This window comes from Sulfitobacter sp. JL08, assembly GCF_003352045.1.
Lineage (GTDB): Bacteria > Pseudomonadota > Alphaproteobacteria > Rhodobacterales > Rhodobacteraceae > JL08.
Genome location: NZ_CP025815.1, coordinates 2,970,996 through 2,986,882, shown reverse-complemented (window position 1 = coordinate 2,986,882; position 15,887 = coordinate 2,970,996). Strand labels below are relative to the sequence as shown.

Annotated in this window: 16 protein-coding genes and 1 tRNA gene; 6 read left to right on the top strand and 11 right to left on the bottom strand. The window is 58.9% G+C overall.

What is annotated here, in order from left to right; translation table 11 throughout:
• Window positions 1-52 precede the first annotated feature (52 nt).
• The 3 genes from C1J05_RS14700 (at window position 53) to C1J05_RS14690 (ending at window position 3,470) form a co-directional block, all read left to right on the top strand.
• Complete coding sequence (locus tag C1J05_RS14700; RefSeq protein ID WP_162798092.1) at window positions 53-1,819, top strand: DUF4153 domain-containing protein; 1,767 nt, start codon at window positions 53-55, stop codon at window positions 1,817-1,819.
• A 68-nt stretch (window positions 1,820-1,887) separates the two neighbouring features.
• Window positions 1,888-2,475 carry a heme NO-binding domain-containing protein gene (locus tag C1J05_RS14695; RefSeq protein WP_114870904.1) on the top strand — a complete coding sequence of 196 codons (588 nt, stop codon included), beginning with the start codon at window positions 1,888-1,890 and terminating at the stop codon, window positions 2,473-2,475.
• Complete coding sequence (locus C1J05_RS14690) at window positions 2,472-3,470, top strand: diguanylate cyclase domain-containing protein (RefSeq protein WP_254684612.1); 999 nt, start codon at window positions 2,472-2,474, stop codon at window positions 3,468-3,470. The genes C1J05_RS14695 and C1J05_RS14690 overlap by 4 nt, the downstream gene beginning before the upstream one ends.
• 66 nt (window positions 3,471-3,536) lie before the next feature.
• Here C1J05_RS14690 and C1J05_RS14685 read toward each other — a convergent pair.
• From C1J05_RS14685 to C1J05_RS14665, 5 genes are all read right to left on the bottom strand, one after another.
• Window positions 3,537-3,611: transfer RNA gene (locus C1J05_RS14685), tRNA-Glu, on the bottom strand.
• Between the two features lie 87 nt (window positions 3,612-3,698).
• The gene (gene recJ / locus C1J05_RS14680) at window positions 3,699-5,438 is read right to left on the bottom strand and encodes a single-stranded-DNA-specific exonuclease RecJ (protein ID WP_114870903.1); all 1,740 of its coding nucleotides are present in this window, start codon (window positions 5,436-5,438) and stop codon (window positions 3,699-3,701) included.
• Between the two features lie 66 nt (window positions 5,439-5,504).
• Complete coding sequence (gene glpX, locus C1J05_RS14675) at window positions 5,505-6,473, bottom strand: class II fructose-bisphosphatase (RefSeq protein WP_114870902.1); 969 nt, start codon at window positions 6,471-6,473, stop codon at window positions 5,505-5,507.
• 61 nt (window positions 6,474-6,534) lie between these two features.
• Window positions 6,535-7,821 (bottom strand): homoserine dehydrogenase, encoded by a 1,287-nt coding sequence (locus tag C1J05_RS14670; protein ID WP_114870901.1) that lies wholly within the window; start codon window positions 7,819-7,821, stop codon window positions 6,535-6,537.
• A gap of 104 nt (window positions 7,822-7,925) precedes the next feature.
• A complete protein-coding gene (locus C1J05_RS14665; RefSeq protein ID WP_205388961.1) occupies window positions 7,926-8,174 on the bottom strand; it encodes a hypothetical protein in 249 nt (82 codons plus the stop codon).
• 96 nt (window positions 8,175-8,270) lie between these two features.
• On the opposite strand from C1J05_RS14665, the gene C1J05_RS14660 reads away from it, so the two are divergent.
• On the top strand, window positions 8,271-8,855 hold the full coding sequence (locus C1J05_RS14660; protein ID WP_114870899.1) for a TetR/AcrR family transcriptional regulator: 585 nt from the start codon (window positions 8,271-8,273) through the stop codon (window positions 8,853-8,855).
• A gap of 42 nt (window positions 8,856-8,897) precedes the next feature.
• On the opposite strand, the gene C1J05_RS14655 is transcribed toward C1J05_RS14660, so the two are convergent.
• Window positions 8,898-9,809: a pirin family protein gene (locus C1J05_RS14655; RefSeq protein ID WP_114872343.1), complete on the bottom strand. Its 912-nt coding sequence runs from the start codon at window positions 9,807-9,809 to the stop codon at window positions 8,898-8,900.
• A 111-nt stretch (window positions 9,810-9,920) separates the two neighbouring features.
• Window positions 9,921-11,099, bottom strand: coding sequence for a 4Fe-4S double cluster binding domain-containing protein (locus C1J05_RS14650; RefSeq protein ID WP_114870898.1), 1,179 nt, complete (start codon window positions 11,097-11,099; stop codon window positions 9,921-9,923).
• A gap of 104 nt (window positions 11,100-11,203) precedes the next feature.
• Here C1J05_RS14650 and C1J05_RS14645 point away from each other — a divergent pair, with 104 nt between their 5' ends.
• Both C1J05_RS14645 and C1J05_RS14640 read left to right on the top strand, forming a co-directional pair.
• Window positions 11,204-12,148 (top strand): NAD(P)-dependent oxidoreductase, encoded by a 945-nt coding sequence (locus tag C1J05_RS14645; protein ID WP_114870897.1) that lies wholly within the window; start codon window positions 11,204-11,206, stop codon window positions 12,146-12,148.
• Window positions 12,149-12,213: 65 nt separating this feature from the next.
• Window positions 12,214-12,696 carry a hypothetical protein gene (locus C1J05_RS14640; RefSeq protein WP_114872342.1) on the top strand — a complete coding sequence of 161 codons (483 nt, stop codon included), beginning with the start codon at window positions 12,214-12,216 and terminating at the stop codon, window positions 12,694-12,696.
• Here the strand turns inward: C1J05_RS14640 and C1J05_RS14635 are convergent.
• The 4 genes from C1J05_RS14635 to C1J05_RS14620 are packed head-to-tail and all read right to left on the bottom strand — an operon-like array spanning window position 12,693 to window position 15,579.
• Entirely contained in the window at window positions 12,693-13,250 is a 558-nt protein-coding gene (locus C1J05_RS14635) for a TadE/TadG family type IV pilus assembly protein (RefSeq protein ID WP_254684611.1), read from the bottom strand. The genes C1J05_RS14640 and C1J05_RS14635 overlap by 4 nt on opposite strands.
• Window positions 13,247-13,786 (bottom strand): TadE/TadG family type IV pilus assembly protein, encoded by a 540-nt coding sequence (locus C1J05_RS14630; protein WP_254684610.1) that lies wholly within the window; start codon window positions 13,784-13,786, stop codon window positions 13,247-13,249. The genes C1J05_RS14635 and C1J05_RS14630 overlap by 4 nt, the downstream gene beginning before the upstream one ends.
• Before the next feature lie 8 nt (window positions 13,787-13,794).
• On the bottom strand, window positions 13,795-15,153 hold the full coding sequence (locus C1J05_RS14625; protein ID WP_114870895.1) for a VWA domain-containing protein: 1,359 nt from the start codon (window positions 15,151-15,153) through the stop codon (window positions 13,795-13,797).
• A 15-nt stretch (window positions 15,154-15,168) separates the two neighbouring features.
• Entirely contained in the window at window positions 15,169-15,579 is a 411-nt protein-coding gene (locus C1J05_RS14620) for a TadE/TadG family type IV pilus assembly protein (protein ID WP_114870894.1), read from the bottom strand.
• Window positions 15,580-15,887 lie beyond the last annotated feature (308 nt).

The window sequence follows — 15,887 nt, the reverse complement described above, 5'->3', positions numbered from 1 at the left end:
ATGAACCGGCCCGTTTAACATGACCCTGTCAGAGCAAATCCGGAGGCAGGACATGAGCCCTAAAGAACAAGACCGCACCATCTTGCTGGATCGCGTGGCAATGGCGGTTCTGGGTACCGCTGCAGGTGTGTCTTTCTGGTTGCTGGTCGAGGTGCTGCCAGACACCGATGTGCACCCGCGTCTTTATCTGGCTGTGTTCGCCCTGGCGGCGGTGTTTTTCGGTGTGGCGCTGGCGCTGTGTGGGCCGGTTTCGATCCTGCGGGCGGTGGCCGCTGCGTTGGCGGTGGGTGTGCCGTCTGCTGCATTGCTCAGCCTTGCCGGATTGCGGTTCGCCGATGCAGCAGACATCGCGCGCAGCCCGCCTACGTTGATGATGTTCATCATCATGGTTTCTGTGGCGACACCGTTTCTGGCCGTGTGGTTGCAGGACAGAACGAGTTGGCGGCGCTATCCGGATCTGTTCGATGCAGCCTGGACGATCACGGTTAGATATCTGGCGGCGTGGCTGTTCGTGGGCGTGGCATGGCTGGTTCTGATGCTGTCAAACGCCTTGCTCGGGTTGGTCGGGGTGGATGTGATCGAGAACCTTTTGGATGTCGAACCTGTCCCTTATGCGTTTTCCGGCCTAGTTCTTGGGATTGCCCTTGCTGTCGTGCATGAACTGCGCAGCTATTTGTCGCCCTATCTGCTGTTGCGCCTTTTGCGGCTGCTTTTGCCGGTTGTCCTGCTGGTGGTACTGATTTTCATTGCCGCGCTGCCGCTGCGCGGACTGTCGAGCCTGTTCGGGGACTTTTCCGCAGCCGGGACACTGATGGGCGTAACCATCGGCGCGATTACACTGATTACCATAGCGCTGGACCGCGATAACGGATTGGCTGTGCACACCCCGCTGATGCGCTCTGCAACGCAGGTTCTGGCGCTGGCATTGCCGGTTCTGGGGGCGCTTGCGCTTTATGCGATTGTGCTGCGGGTGACGCAGTACGGCTGGACACCGGACCGTGTGTTTGCGGCGGTCTGCGCCACGTTTCTTTTGGCTTACGGGGTCTGTTATGCGGTGGTTGCGCTGGCACGGCGGCACTGGATGGACAGGATCAGACGTGTCAACGTAACACTGGCTTTGGTTCTGATCGCGATTGCCGCGCTGTGGATGACACCGCTGCTGCATGCCGAAAAAATTTCGACCGGCAGCCAGATTGCTCGCTACCAGTCGGGGCAGGCAATGGCCGCGCAATTGCCGCTTTGGGAAATGGACAAGGAGTGGGGCAAGGCAGGGCAGCGCGGACTGGCGCGACTGGAAGAGCTGGACAGCGATGGCGCGCTGGCGCCGATGATTGCGGCTGCCCGTGAGGCCGATAGCAAATATGCGCTGGAGAACCTTCAGAACGTCGCGTTGGGGCAGGCCCGCGTCGCGGATCTGATCAAAGTCATGCCGGTGAGGCCCGAGGGTGAAACCCTGCGCGCCAGCGATCTGGCGGCAGTACATGTGACGGTGGTCGAGCGATGGTATCAAGCCTGTTCGGCATCTCTGTCAGATCAGGCCCCTTCTTGTGTTCTGGTCATCGGTGAACTGGATGAGACGGGCGAGCGGCAGGGCATGTTTTTCGCGCAAGTCGAAGGGCAGAACGCATTTGTCGAACTGATTTCGCTGGGGCAGGGCGATCAGAGCTGGGCGCGCAATATGTATGACCTCGCCAACACACAAAGAGCGTTTATTCCCGACGGTACGGTGGCAAGAATATTGTCGGGCGATTTCCGCATCGGGCCCAGCCGTCAAAAGGCGCTTTTTGTAGGCGACATGGAACTTGTTCCCGACAATTGAATATATTGGGGGTTTCTTAACGCCCGCCGCGCCAAGGTGTCTTTGGGAAACGGGAGTGAGACACCATTATGCATGGCTTGATCAACAAGGCGATTGAACGCTTTGTGCGCGATACCTGTGGTGATCCGGACTGGGACCGGATCGTTGCCGCCGCCGGGCTTGAGTATTCCGGGTTCGAGGCGATGTTGCGCTATGACCCTGCGGTTACAGTGCAGGTTCTGGCTGCGGCATCAGAGGTTCTGGCCCGGCCGCCCGGCGACATTCTGGAAGATATCGGAACCTACCTTGTGTCCAACCCCAATGTTGAGGCGCTGCGCCGGTTGTTGCGGTTCGGCGGTGCCGATTTTGTAGAGTTTCTGCATTCTCTTGATGATTTGCCGGATCGGGCGCGCATGGCCGTTTCGGATCTGGATTTGCCGGACATCGAACTGCGTGAACATGCGGTCGGCCGGTTCAGCCTGATCTGCCGGTCGGAACAGCCGGGGTTCGGCCATGTTCTGGTTGGGGTGTTGCGCGCGATGGCGGATGATTACGGCGCACTGGTTCTTCTGGAACATCATGGCCGCCACGCCGGTACGGAAACCGTATCGATCGTTCTGATCGAGCATAAATTCGCACAGGGGCGCAATTTCTGTCTTGGGGCCGGCGCGTCATGACAGGCCCGGTTCAAACCCCGCCTGACCTTTATCATGTTCTGGATCAGCTGTGCCCGATGCATGCGGTTCTGGATGCAACGGGGCATATCCTGCATGTCGGGCCAACACTGCAAAAACTACGGCCCGGCACCCCGTTGCCCGGACAGCGATTTCTTGAGGTTTTTGAACTTCACAGGCCGCGCTCTGTCACCACCATGGCGCAGCTTCTGGCGATCGGCGGTGTGAAACTGCATCTGGCGTTTCGCACTACCCCTCGAACCGCGCTGAAGGGTTGTGTGACAAAGGGGCCTGTGCCGGAACAGGTGATCGTGACCCTGGGCTTTGGCATGTCGATCCACGAGGCGGTGGCCACCCATGCCCTGACCAGTGCGGATTTTGCCGTGACCGATCTTGCCGTTGAAATGCTTTATCTGGTCGAGGCGAAATCTGCCGCAATGGAAGCATCGCGCACCCTGAACCTGCGATTGCAAAGCGCCATGATGGCCGCCAAGGAACAATCCCTGACAGATACGTTGACCGGGCTGAAAAACCGCCGCGCGATGGATAACGCGCTTTGGCGGCTGATCGAGAACCGCGAACGGTTCGCGCTGATGCATCTTGATCTGGATTTTTTCAAAGCCGTCAACGACACAAGGGGCCATGCTGCGGGCGATCACGTTTTGCAGCATGTATCTGCCCAGATGCTGCAAGAAGTGCGCCAGACCGATATGGTGGCACGGGTCGGCGGGGACGAGTTTGTGTTGCTGTTCCCGGGGCTGACCGATCACGCAACTCTGGATGATCTGGCCCGGAGGATTATCGCGCGACTGGAACAGCCAGTGATTTTTGAGGGCAAGAGCTGCCATGTGTCTGCAAGCATCGGCACAGTTCTGTCCTCTGACTATACGAATCCCACGCCCGATCGCGTGCTGGCCGACGCCGATGTGGCGCTTTACGCCTCAAAACACGCCGGACGCGCCTGCCACAGGTTCTACACACCCGATTTGCGCAGCTGAGTGGGCGAAAGCCGTTCGCGTTGCGTGGAACGCTTGGATAGCTCTGGGGAGATGGGGGAAGGAAAATGGCAGCCCGTAGGGGAGTCGAACCCCTCTTTTCAGGTTGAAAACCTGACGTCCTAACCGATAGACGAACGGGCCACTAAGTGGTGATCGGGTGATTAGGCAATCCACCCGTCAGGCGCAAGCAGAAATTTGCGGTTTGGCGCAGTTTTTCTGTACAGTGGTTCAGGCGGGGGTGGCGTCTTCCAGACGTAGTTGCACGGTTTGGCGTCCGCGCCAGATGTTGATCTCAAGCCGGCCGGCCAGATGAAAGCGGGCACCGCCATGGGCATCAAGCGCAGCACCAAGGGGACTGTCATAGGCCCCAAAGCTGATCGCGTCGAGCGTGGCGCCAAGACCGTCGCCAAAGGTAAGCTTCAGGTGGCTGTCACCAACCCGTTTGGTGAACTTGATCTGCATATCGGGAAACACAAAGCGCGGGCCGGGTGCGCCTGCGCCATATGGTCCGGCGCGTTCGATTTGTTCGATCAGGTCGACAGTGGCTGCACCAGGCATCAAAACGCCATCCACGCGCAGATCAGCGGGGCCAGCGCGATCAGCGCCTTGTTTCTGCATCAACTGGGCCAGCCGTTCCATCGCAGGTTCCAGTTGATCCTGTGCCACTGTCAATCCGGCGGCCATCTTGTGGCCACCGCCCTTGATCAACAATCCTTCGCCCGCAAGCCGCTGGATCGCGGCACCCAGATCCACGCCCGTCACGGACCGCCCCGAGCCTTTGCCAATTCCGTTTTCCAGACCGATCACAACCGCTGGCCGGTTGCTGGCCTCTTTCAGGCGGGCGGCGACAATTCCAACTACGCCTGGATGCCAGCCTTCGCCGGCCGCCCAGACCAGCGGCGCATCAAGGCCACGTTCTTCTGCCTGTGCCATGGCGGCTGCGCGCACGGATGCTTCGATATCGCGCCGCTCGGTGTTCAGGGCATCCAGACGCTCGGCCAGGGCTGCGGCTTCGTGCGGATCGGCGGTGCCCAGCAGTCGCGCGCCCATATCGGCCTGCCCGATGCGCCCCCCCGCATTGACCCGCGGGCCCAGCAGGAACCCAAGGTGATAGGTGGCAGGGGCAGCGTCCAGCCGGGCAACATCGGACAGCGCGACCAGACCGGGGCGTTCCCTTCGTGCCATCACCTTCAGGCCCTGCACGACGAACGCGCGATTCGCTTCGATCAGGGGGGCCACGTCTGCGACCGTTGCCAGCGCAACAAGATCCAGCAGTCCCATCAGATCGGGGCCTTTGTGCCCGGCTTCGCGCAGTTGGCGCCCGGCCTCGACCAGCATCAAAAACACCACGCCCGCGGCGCACAGATATCCCAGATCACCGGTCTCGTCCTGCCGGTTTGGGTTTACGACGGCCAGCGCGAGGGGCAGGGTTTCGCCGCCAAGGTGGTGATCCAGCACAATCACGTCGGCGTCTTTGGCGGCTGCAATGGGGCCGTGGGACAGCGTGCCGCAATCCACGCAGATGATCAAATCGTGGGTCGCGGCCAGTTCGGCCATGGCGGCATCGTTCGGGCCATAGCCTTCGTCGATCCGGTCGGGCACGTATAAAGTGGCCGAAAGGCCCATCTGGCGCAGCCAGTCGATCAGCAGCGCCGCCGAACTGCCACCATCAACATCGTAATCGGCAAAGACCGCAATGCGCTGGCGCGCCTTTACGGCCTGCAGAAAGCGGGCCGCGGCGGTTTCCATATCTTTCAGTTTGCGCGGATCGGGCAAAAGATCGCGCAATTGCGGCGACAGGAACAGGGGCGCATCTTCGTCAGACACGCCGCGACGGGCCAGAACCTGACACAGGGCCTGCGGCAGGGTGGTGGACTGGGCCATGGCATCGGCGGCACGCTGAACCTCGATCTCGGGGCCGATCCATCGGCGTCCGGTCAACGATGTTTCAACGTCAAGAAATGCCACGAAAGCCCCCGTTCTTTGATCCGCACCCGTCGCCGGCCGGTTTTATCCCGCGCGAGCGAACGGTGATCAGCTGACTGGGGTGCGGTATTGCATGCGCCGCACTGAACCGGTTTTTGAGCGCATCAGCAGCGTTTCGGTGGTATACCAGCCGACCTCGCGCTTGATGCCGGGCAACAGCGTTCCGCCGGTGACACCGGTGGCGGCAAAGATCACATCCTGCGTGACCATTTCGTCGCGGCTGTAAACCCGGTCCAGATCGGTAATACCCGCCTTGGTAGCGCGTCCGCGTTCGTCATCGTTGCGAAACAGAAGCCGGCCAAACATCTGGCCGCCCATGCATTTCAGTGCGGCCGCGGCCAGCACGCCTTCGGGTGCGCCCCCGGCGCCCATATACATGTCAATTCCGGTCACGTCCGCTTCGGCGCAATGCATCACACCCGCCACATCGCCATCGGTGATCAGGCGGATGGCGGCGCCTGTGGCACGCACTTCGGCAATCATTTCGTCATGGCGCGGGCGTTCCAGAATGCAGACGGTAATATCGGACGCGGCGCAATTGCGCGCTTTGGCCAGCGCCGTAACCCGCTCTTGCGGTGTCATATCCAGCGAGACAACGCCTTCGGCATAGCCCGGGCCGATCGCCAGCTTGTCCATGTAAACATCCGGTGCGTGCAGCATCGAACCGCGCGGGCCCATTGCAATCACGGTCAGTGCATTTGGCATGTCCTTGGCGGTCAGGGTCGTGCCTTCCAGCGGGTCCAGCGCGATATCGACGCCGGGGCCATTGCCGGTGCCGACTTCCTCGCCGATATAAAGCATGGGTGCTTCGTCGCGTTCGCCTTCGCCGATCACGACCACGCCGGCGATATCCAGCAGGTTCAACTGTTCGCGCATCGCGTTGACGGCGGCCTGGTCGGCGGCCTTTTCATCGCCGTGCCCGACCAATCGGGCCGACGCAAGGGCTGCCGCCTCGGAGACGCGGGCCAGACCGAGTGACAGCATTCTGTCATGAAATTCAACAGGTGCGGTGCTCATCAAACTATCCTTGCTGTTCTTTTAACAAATTGCGCGCCGAGGCGCGGCCTGATCCATGGCACTAGACATTCTCGATCCGTAAAGCAACGGGGGTGCTGGCCAGAACGTCGGTGCCTTGCATCGCGGCCAGCGCCTCGTCCAGAGCGGAGCGAGTGGTTTTGTGGGTGACGATCAGAACGGGTGCGGTGTGTTCGGAATGGCCGTACTGTCGCATCCGGTCGATTGACACGCCGGCATTGCCAAGCACTGAAGCAACTTTGGCCAGCGCACCGGGTTTGTCCATCAGATCCATGCGCAGATAATAGGGTGCGGGCAGAACCGACCGCGCAGGAGTGGATTTCAGCAGTTGTGCGGCAGGTTGCCCAAAGGTCGGCAGGCGCACGCCGCGGGCGATATCGCAGACGTCGGACAGAACGGCGCTTGCCGTGGGGCCCATGCCGGCCCCGGCACCGCGCAACATGACCTGACCCACCTCGTCGCCTTCCAGAACGACCATATTGGTGCCGCCATCCAGTTGCCCCAGCGTTGAAGTATCGGGCACAAGGCACGGCATCATCCGCTGTTCCAGACCGCGCCCGGTTTTTTGCGCAACACCCAGCAATTTGATCTTGAACCCCATATCGGCGGCGTGGCGGATATCCTCGATGCTGACCCGTTCGATGCCTTCCAGTTCGATACCGTCAAAATCAACCTGCGTTCCAAACGCGATCGACGACAGGATCGCCAGTTTGTGCGCCGCATCAATGCCCCCGACATCCAGTTGGGGATCGGCCTCAAGATACCCCAAACCGTCCGCTTCGGCAAAAACCTCTTCATAGCTGAGGCCGGCGTTTTCCATCCGCGTCAGAATGTAATTACACGATCCGTTCATGACACCGATCACGCGGGTAATCTCGTTGCCGGCAAGGCCTTCGGTCAGCGCCTTGATCACGGGAATGCCGCCAGCGACCGCCGCTTCGAAGCGGATCAGGCGGCCGGCATCTTCGGCCATTTTGGCAAGTGACTGGCCGTGAATGGCCAACATCGCCTTGTTGGCGGTCACAACATCCTTGCCGGCAGCAATCGCAGCCTCGGTCGCGTTTCTTGCCGCGCCGTCAGTGCCGCCCATGAGTTCCACGAACACATCGACATCGTCGCGCCGTGCCAGCGCTACGGGGTCATCTTCCCATGCGTATCCAGACAGGTTCACGCCGCGATCCTTGGTCTTGTCCCGGGCGCTGACGGCAGTGATTATAATGTCTGTGCCGGTGCGTGCGGCCAGAAGGGCGGCCTTGGAGCGGATAATCTTGACGACACCTGTGCCGACAGTTCCAAGCCCTGCAAGCCCGAGCCGCAATTGTTGTGTCATGGGGCGTCCTTTGCCTGCGTCAGTTCAATCTAGGGCGATGTAGCGGGTTCCAGTGCGCCGTGCAACGCATTGGGGCAGGCAAAACCATTGCCTTGCCGGATTGCCTATTGGACATCGCGCTTGCGCAAGTCTTCTGCCCGCGCATTCAGCGCCGCAATACGTGCATCAAGCGCAGCGGCGGTTTCCTGAGCATCAGGCTTTGTGGGGGCCGCGCTTGCCAGTACGGGTTCGAGCGGTTGCAGTGTCGGATAATCCTGATCTTCCGCGCCGGGGGGGAGTGCGTCATCAAGATCGGGGAACGGCGCGCACGCCGATATCAGCAAGAACAAGATGCCAAAGCATGACAAACGCATGGTTTTGATCCCCATAACTGTCGCAGTGATGCCCTAGTCGGCATTTGGGTGCAAGCAGGGCTTTGATTTGAACAGATGTTCAGATAAAACCGATCCATGGCACGTACGGCGGGATCCCATTCTGATATTACAGGTCCGCGCGTGCGGGCCGAGGCGCAGCGTTTGTTTGCGCAGCACGGGTTCGCCGCCGTTTCGATGCGCCAGATTGCCAGTGCGGTCGGGGTGCAGGCCGGCGCGCTGTACAATTACACGACAGACAAGCAATCGCTGCTGTTCGATCTGCTGCGCAGCCACATGGAAGATTTGCTGGCGGCGCGCGAAACCGTTCCGCAGATGCCACCGCTGGACGCGCTGGAACAGTTCACGCGGTTCCATATCCGGTTTCATCTGGAACGCACCGATGCGGTTTTCATATCCTATATGGAACTGCGCAACCTGACGCCCGAGAATTTCGCGATTATCGAAGACTTGCGTGGCCAGTACGAGGACCAGTTGGAAATGATCCTGCGCCGGGGGGTCGAGGCGGGTGTATTTTCTGTGCCGGACCCCAAGATCGCCACGCTGGGCCTGATCGCAATGCTGACGGGCATCAACACGTGGTACCGCTCGCAAGGGCGGCTTTCGCTGGATCAGGTCGAAAAGATATACTGGGATATGGTGCGCAAGGCGGTTTCCGCCTGAAGGCAGATTTCGGGGCGGCGCTGCGCCGCCCCGGTTTCTTGGTCAGTGGGCCGGTTTGATGAACGTACCGTTGCGCAGTTCCTTCATCGCCTGTTGCAGTTCGTCCTGAGTGTTCATCACGATCGGGCCATGCCATGCAACAGGTTCGTCGATCGGTGCGCCCGAGATCAGCAGGAACCGCAGGCCGTCCGGTCCTGCCTGAACGGTCACTTCTTCACCGGTGCCAAACCGCACCAAAGTGCGGTTACCGCTGAGATCGCGGATATTCACTTCCTGACCTGCCACTTCCTTTTCCAACAGCACACCTGTGGGCTGGCTGGCATCGGCAAAGGCACCGGCCCCTTCGAAAATATAGGCGAAGGCACGGCGGTAAGTGTCTATCTTGAATGTCTTTTTTACGCCTGCAGGTACGAAGATATCCAGATATTGCGGGTCTGCCGCGATCCCGTCGACAGGGCCGGTCTTGCCCCAGTAGCTGCCGACGATCACTTTGACGCGGGTGCCGTCATCGTCGATCACTTCGGGGATTTCGGTGCCTTGCACGTCCTGATAGCGCGGTGCCGTCATTTTCATTGCCGAGGGCAGGTTACCCCACAGCTGGAACCCGTGCATCTGGCCGTTGGCATTACCGTGCGGCATTTCCTGATGCAGGATACCGGAGCCGGCGGTCATCCATTGCACATCGCCCGCACCAAGGGTGCCGGTGTTGCCCAGACTGTCGCCATGATCCACTGTACCGGACAGCACGTAGGTGATTGTTTCGATGCCGCGATGGGGATGCCACGGAAACCCCTTGATAAAATCCTCGGGGCGTTCGTTGCGGAAATCATCAAACAACAGGAACGGGTCAAGCTCTGACGGATCCTGAAAGCCGAAGGCGCGGTGCAGTTTCACGCCTGCGCCTTCCAGCGTCGGGATGGCTTGGCGTGTTTCAAGTGTGGGTCGAAGGGACATGATCGTCTCCATGATCTGCGTTCTGATGGTTTTCAGATAGGGTGGACAGGCTGCGCGGGCAATTTGCGTGCAGGAACGGCCTTTGTGCGAAAACGCACCGAAGGCACGGGATCAGCCGGTTTCGCCATCCCACCATTTCGAAGGCTTCTTGCGACCGCCGCGATTGCGATCCAGAAACAGCGCCAGTTTGCGCCAAGGGGACAGGGCCAGTTTCAGCCACAGACGGTGATGCCATTTGCGAAAGTCGCGGTTGAACGGGCACACCCGCATGCAAATTGCGCAATCGGTTGAAGTCTTGGCCCAGAACCCGAAACATTTTTCGGCATCCGATGTCCATTTTCGCACGCCCTTCAGCGCCGATACGTTGGAACCGCCCGTTTCCGGCGGGCCATAGGGCAGCGCCTTGACAGGGCAGGCATCGGCGCATTTGGTGCAAATGTCGCAGAATGCGCGCACGCCCAGAGGTGTGGCCGCATCATGGGTCAGCGGCAGGTTGGTGAAAATCTTGGAAAACCGCAGCCGCGGCCCGAATTGCGGCGTGATCACCAGCTGGTTTCGGGCATATTCGCCCAAGCCCGCCTTGACCGCATAAGGGATCACAAGGCCGGTATCATTCATCGATGCCACGGCTTCGTAGCCCAGATTGCGGATATAGGCGGCCAGTTGCAGGACAATCGCCGCCTCGTGGCTGTATTCGCGCCCGGTTGCCGCACCGGCCAGTGCCGAAGGATAGGTGGCAACCAGCGTTTCATCCATTTCATGACCCAGCACAATCACCGAGGTCAGACCTTCGGGCAGATCATTTGGGGCGGCCGACAAATCACGTGTGTCCACGCGCGATTGATAAAGCCACCGGTCGTCAAGATCGGTGATGCCGCAAAGATCAGCCCCGAAAAAACCGGCGATGCGTTTGATCTCGGCGCTCATCTTTGCGGGCTCATCAATCCCGACCTGATCCGGTGCGACCGGCGTGTCATAGCTGAACGGCGCCTGGAACCCTTCGCGCCGCCCCTGATCGGCGTGCCGGTCTGTCATGATGTCGGAAATCAGCCATGATGCGTTGCGCAATGCGAAATCGCGCTGGCTGAACCCGTCGCCACGCCGCGGTTTCGCCTCCATCCTGTAGGACGCAAAAAACGCATCGGTTTGTTTCGTGCGCACGCTGTCATCCCAGAACGCCCTCGTGAACACGTCGTTACGCTGTTCGAACCGTTCGAATTCTTGGGTCACGTCAATGCCGGCGGCGGCATCGCCTTCGCGCTGGACAGGCTGGTTCGAGGGGTAGGACATAGGCGGCAGGCTAGCTGTTCCCTTTGTTGGGTACAACGGTCGCAAATGGAAAAGACAGGGCGCGAATTAGCCCCCAGTTTCCGCCAAAAGCGAAAGGGATACGCATGAAAGTAGGGTTTATCGGGTTGGGAAATGTCGGGCACAAACTGTCTGGCAGCCTGTTGCGCAATGGGATTGATCTGGTTGTGCATGATCTTGATCCGGCGCAGGTGGAAAAGTTCGTCGCCAAAGGTGCGACAGCGGGCGGTTCGCCTGCGCAGATGATGCAGGCCTGTGATGCGGTGATCACCTGCCTGCCCAGCCCCGCGGCAAGTGCTGCTGTTGTGGAAGAAATGTTGCCCGATGTCGGACCTGGCAAGATCTGGATGGAAATGTCGACAACGGACGAATCTGAAATTCGTCGATTGGGGGCCGAAGTGATCGCCCGGGGCGGCACAGCGGTGGAGTGCCCGGTATCAGGCGGCTGCCATCGCGCGGACACCGGAAATATAAGCATTTTCGCAGGCTGCGACCGCGAGTCTTTCGAAAAGATGCTGCCGTTCCTGACGATTATGGGCCGCCGCGTGCTGCATACAGGCCCGTTGGGCAGTGCATCGGTGTTGAAGGTGATGACAAACTATCTGGCCACGGCCAACCTGCTGACCCTGTGCGAAGCGATGGTGACGATGAAAGCGGCAGAGCTGGACATGGCCACGACATACGAGGCGATCAAGATCAGTTCTGGAACGTCGTTCGTTCATGAAACCGAAAGCCAGTTGATCCTGTCGGGGTCGCGTGATGTGAATTTCACGATGGACCTTGTGCAAAAGGATATCGGGCTGTTCCAGAAAATCGCGGATGAACACAACGTTCCGCTGGAAATATCGCCGCTGATGATCGAAATCATGCGCGACGGCCAGAAACGCTATGGCGAGCGGGCGCAATCGGACCGGATCATCGAGCGGCTGGAAGAGGCAACGGGGTTGTCGGTTCTGGCTGACGGATTTCCGGCCGAATTGATCGACGATGAACCGGAAGAGGCCGGTTACGAAGTCAGACCGCCGGCCTGATTGCCCTGTTCCTTTCGTGCAAGGGCGGGTAAAGCCTGATGCGGTCAGGCATAAAGGACGGCGGAATGGACGATGAAATTCTGGCCAGTGTGCACGCATCCCCTGCGCGCCGCTGGATGGGCATTGTGATGATGGGCGTGCTGGGTTTCATGCTGATCTATATTGCGCTGGCCCGCCCGCCCGCCTTTCAGTGGCAGGTGTTCCTGCTTGTCGTGGGGGGGGCGGCGCTGTGGATGGGCGACAAGATGCGCCGCGCGACAGATCACGGTCTTGAACTGACGGAAACCGAGTTGCGCGACACCAATGGTACTGTGCTGGCCCGGGTTGATGATATTCAGTCTGTCGATCGCGGTTTTTTTGCCTTCAAACCGTCCCACGGGTTCCTGATCAAAACGAAACAACCCGGATCGCGCATCTGGCGGCCCGGGTTGTGGTGGCGCGTGGGGCGCCGTGTGGGTGTTGGTGGTGTCACGCCGGGGCGGGACTCGCGGTTTATGTCGGAAACGCTGGCCGCAATGCTGGCGATGCGTGATCTGTCAGACGGTTAATCCTGCCACAGAACCTGCGGAGCATAGCGGGGGCGGGTGAACACGAAATTCGAAATCGTGCGGTTTTCCAGCCCTGTATCGAACAACGGATCGAACTCAGCCACCGATTCGAAAACAATCACATTTTCCTGATCCGGCATCACCGGCAGTTTGTTATGCCAGTCATCCACATCTTCGTTGTCAAGCGCGCCAAATGATCCGCGTACCTTGGACCACTGAACTTCGTAGCTGTCGCTGTCTTCGTCGTATTTGAGAATGGTCAGACGGATCGACGGCCGGTTGCTGGACCGGGTCAGCATGTCGAACAGCGCGCGCGAGCTATCCAGAAAATCATTGTCGATCGGCGTTGTCTGGCGCGAAATCAGATCCGAAATCGTATAGGCCGCCTTTTGGCTGACGGTGTATTGCCGGTAGGCGTCAAAGATCGAAAACAACGACAGATATGCCCAGAACATGATCGGCAGGACAATGGTCGCTTCGATTGCGATGTTGCCGGTTTCATCCGAGGAAAAGCGGCGGGCGTGGCGTTTCAGCCAGAAAGAAAGCGTGTTCAATTTCCCGGCTCCTGTACAAAGGCCGACATGGCCGTCATCTGGGCCTGGCCTGCACCATTTGCACTTTGCGCAAAGTCGAAACCAAGGCCGGTTGTCGGGAAAAGCGGGTCAAATGTTACACAGGCGCGCAGTACCATCAGGTCATGTTCCTGACCTGTGATATAGGTGGGCGCGTTTTCCGGCAGCACAGGCTGTGATTTATCGTGACAATCCGCTGTCTGGCTTAGCGCGACGAAATTGCGCGGGTCAACGCGACGCATTTCAAGTTTCAGACTGGTGGCGCAATCGGGGATAAAGCCGGCACGTTCGCAGATCATGTCTTTCAGATCGTCGTGATCGGGCACCTGACCCGTGTTCAAACGGACCAGCCGCACGGTCATGTCCAGGCCACGATCCAACCACATCTGGCGCATCGAATAGATACCCAGTTCAACCGATGTCAGGAACACGGTGAACAACAGGGGCACCATGATCACGAATTCAATCGCGAGCTGGCCGCCTTCGTCCTTGCGAAACCGGCGCAGAAATCTGGACATTGCGCGGGTCATTGGGTCAGCCTCAGCTGTGTGATCTGCTGCGCGATGGATTTGAACGCGTTCGAGATTTCAAGGCCGTCCACGTCAAAGAAGTGGCTGGGCGAACTGGCGCAGTCCTTAAGGACCGAAACCCCGCCGGACGGCGCTTCGAAGCCGATGGTGTAGACAACAATCTGCTCTGTTTTTGCGGCGTCGCAAATGGCCTTGGTCCGGTTGTCTTTGGTGCCCGAACCAACAGTGTCATATACCCCATAGCGCCACTGGCTGCGGGCCTCGCTGTCGTTCATCCACGGGTAATAGTTCTTTTCCGTGTTGTAGCGGATCGAGGTGTAGGCCCACAGTTCCGGATAGGACAAGTTGACAGCTGTGCCGCTTTCATTGTCGTCTTGATTTGGCACCTCGTAGCAGAAATATTCGTTTTCGATGCCGTCACCGTCAAGATCGTTGGGATAGCCGCGCAGGCCTTCCTTGCCGCCATCCCAGTGGCCGTTGCCTTTGGGATGATCGCGCCATAGGTTGTTGTTGACCCAGTAGAACAGGCCATCGTTGCCATCGCCGTTGCGTTTGTTCCAGATCGAGTATTCTTCGGTCTGTTCATTCCAGTACACATCGGATTCACCAGAGCGGTGATCGTCTTCGATGTAATATTGGCTGGTGTTCTGCCCGTCGGTCATCAACACCACAACTTTCAGCGTTTCCAGATCGTCATAGGCAAAGGGGCGCAGGCTAAAGCGTGAGGGTACCTCGCCGTGCCCGATCATTTTATTCACAACCGGTCGCATGGCCGGATCCAAAAGGGCCGTGCCCCATTTCATCCCCAGATCGATCGATGTGTTGCCGCGGGCAGACAGGTCGTCGATATAGTCTTTCAGTTTCTGGCGATCATCGGTCAGCATCAGGATTTCGCGTGAATCCCGGTCTTCGCAAACCGGGCGGGACACCAGATTGACCGGATCGTCATCACGTCCGTCATTACTACTCCAGGGGTCGAAATGCATGGTGCGCTGGAACGGCGCCGTTGTCGAAACAGCCCTGTCGTTGAAGTCAGAACCGCTGAAGTTGATGCAGTTCGAATAGGGGTTGGTTCCCTGTGCGTTGAATTCTGCAATCATTTCGTTGGGCAACGACACCTGGGTAGCGTAGGGGATGATCGAGATCGACAGCCTGTCGTCGCGGCTGTTGTCAAGCATCTGGTCAATGAATTCCTTGGCCGCGATCTTGAGATTGTAGAGGCGGCTGTTGCTATTCATCGAACCGGAAACGTCAAGAACCAGCGAAATTTCCACGTTGTTGATGACTTCTTCGGCCTGACCGGACGCGACCACCGGCAGCGTTCTGGTGATGCCGCGATAGTAATCCCACGGCATGTAAAGGAATGGCGTTTAGGTCCGCGCTGTTGCTTTGACGATGCGGAAATAGGTGGTAGGAAGAGCCGGGCCCGGAGTGACCTGCACACCTTCCAGATATTGCGACATGCCGGCCTTGGCAAAATAATCCTCGACCACTTCATCAGCGGGAAGAGTTTGTTCCAGATCGGCGGCGGCCAGAATTGCGCGGTCCAGCGTGGATTGCACCTTCGTGCGCACCATTTCGTTGTGCATAAGGTTGACGCCAAAGCCGCCAATGGCAACGATCAGCAGCAGCATGTAAACGGCGAAAATCGTGATAACGCCGTCCTCGTCGCGGCAGAACCGCGTGATGATCCGGCGCATCTTGCGATTGAACGGCCTGTCGGAGCTGCCAGATACAGCATCCGTCACAGAGCCTTTCTGGCTCAGGGTATTGTTTTCCATCACTGTCACCTTTTTCAACTCACCAAACAAAGTCGCAAACCATCTAAACCCATTCCTTCGATCATCTTAGTGGCAGACAAAAGTGTCCAAAGTTGGGCGGTTTTCCGATAAAATCCGAAGATTTGGGCGCCTGAGATGTGATGATTCAGACAGCAGGGATGTATTGTTTCTGCATGGGAAAAGATGCGCCACAATTTTGCCGCAATCTGGCTGTGCGGCCCAGTTTTTCTTAAAATGCATAAAAAATTGGCACTTTTATATGGGTTCGTCTTAGGGTGTGGGGAAGATAAGCAATGACAGGGCGAGTC